Annotated in this window: 1 pseudogene; it reads right to left on the bottom strand. The window is 59.9% G+C overall.

What is annotated here, in order from left to right:
- Positions 1-116: 116 nt before the first annotated feature.
- Positions 117-514, bottom strand: a pseudogene (locus BN1117_RS05170) (methyl-accepting chemotaxis protein); the annotation flags it as partial.

Below are 514 nucleotides of genomic sequence, written 5' to 3' on the forward strand. Positions count from 1 at the left end.
TGCTCAAAATGGTGGGTGTCTCAATAGTTCCCCTCGTCCTCTTGTTGGCGGACACTAAAAACCCTATGGGCCCAAAGGCCTATAGGGTTTGTCTGCGGTGATTGTTGGTGTAGTGATTATCTCGCTTGGCGAACCGGCACGGCACTGGTGGCCACCACTTCAGAGCGGCGTTGGCTTGCCGGGGCGGTTTTCTGGAACTGGCGCACCAGCCGCTCAAGATCGCTTAACTGGTTGACCAGCTGGGTGATGCCGTGCACGGCGTGCTGGCTGCCAACGCTGGAGTCATCGGCCAGGGTCTTGATGCTGAGCACGTTGCGATTGAGTTCGGCGGTGACGTGAGATTGCTCCTGCACCGCCTGGGCAATCTGGCCGCTGCCGGCGGCCACCTGCTGCAGCATATTGTTGATCTGCTGGAGAATGGTGCCGGTCGCGGTGGCCTTCTGCTGGCAGCTGTCGGCAAGTTGGCAGCCCTTCTCCATCGCCTGTTCAGCCTCGCCCGAGCTGGTTTGCAGTT

The sequence above is a fragment of the Aeromonas australiensis genome, from assembly GCF_000819725.1.
GTDB classification, from domain to species: domain Bacteria; phylum Pseudomonadota; class Gammaproteobacteria; order Enterobacterales; family Aeromonadaceae; genus Aeromonas; species Aeromonas australiensis.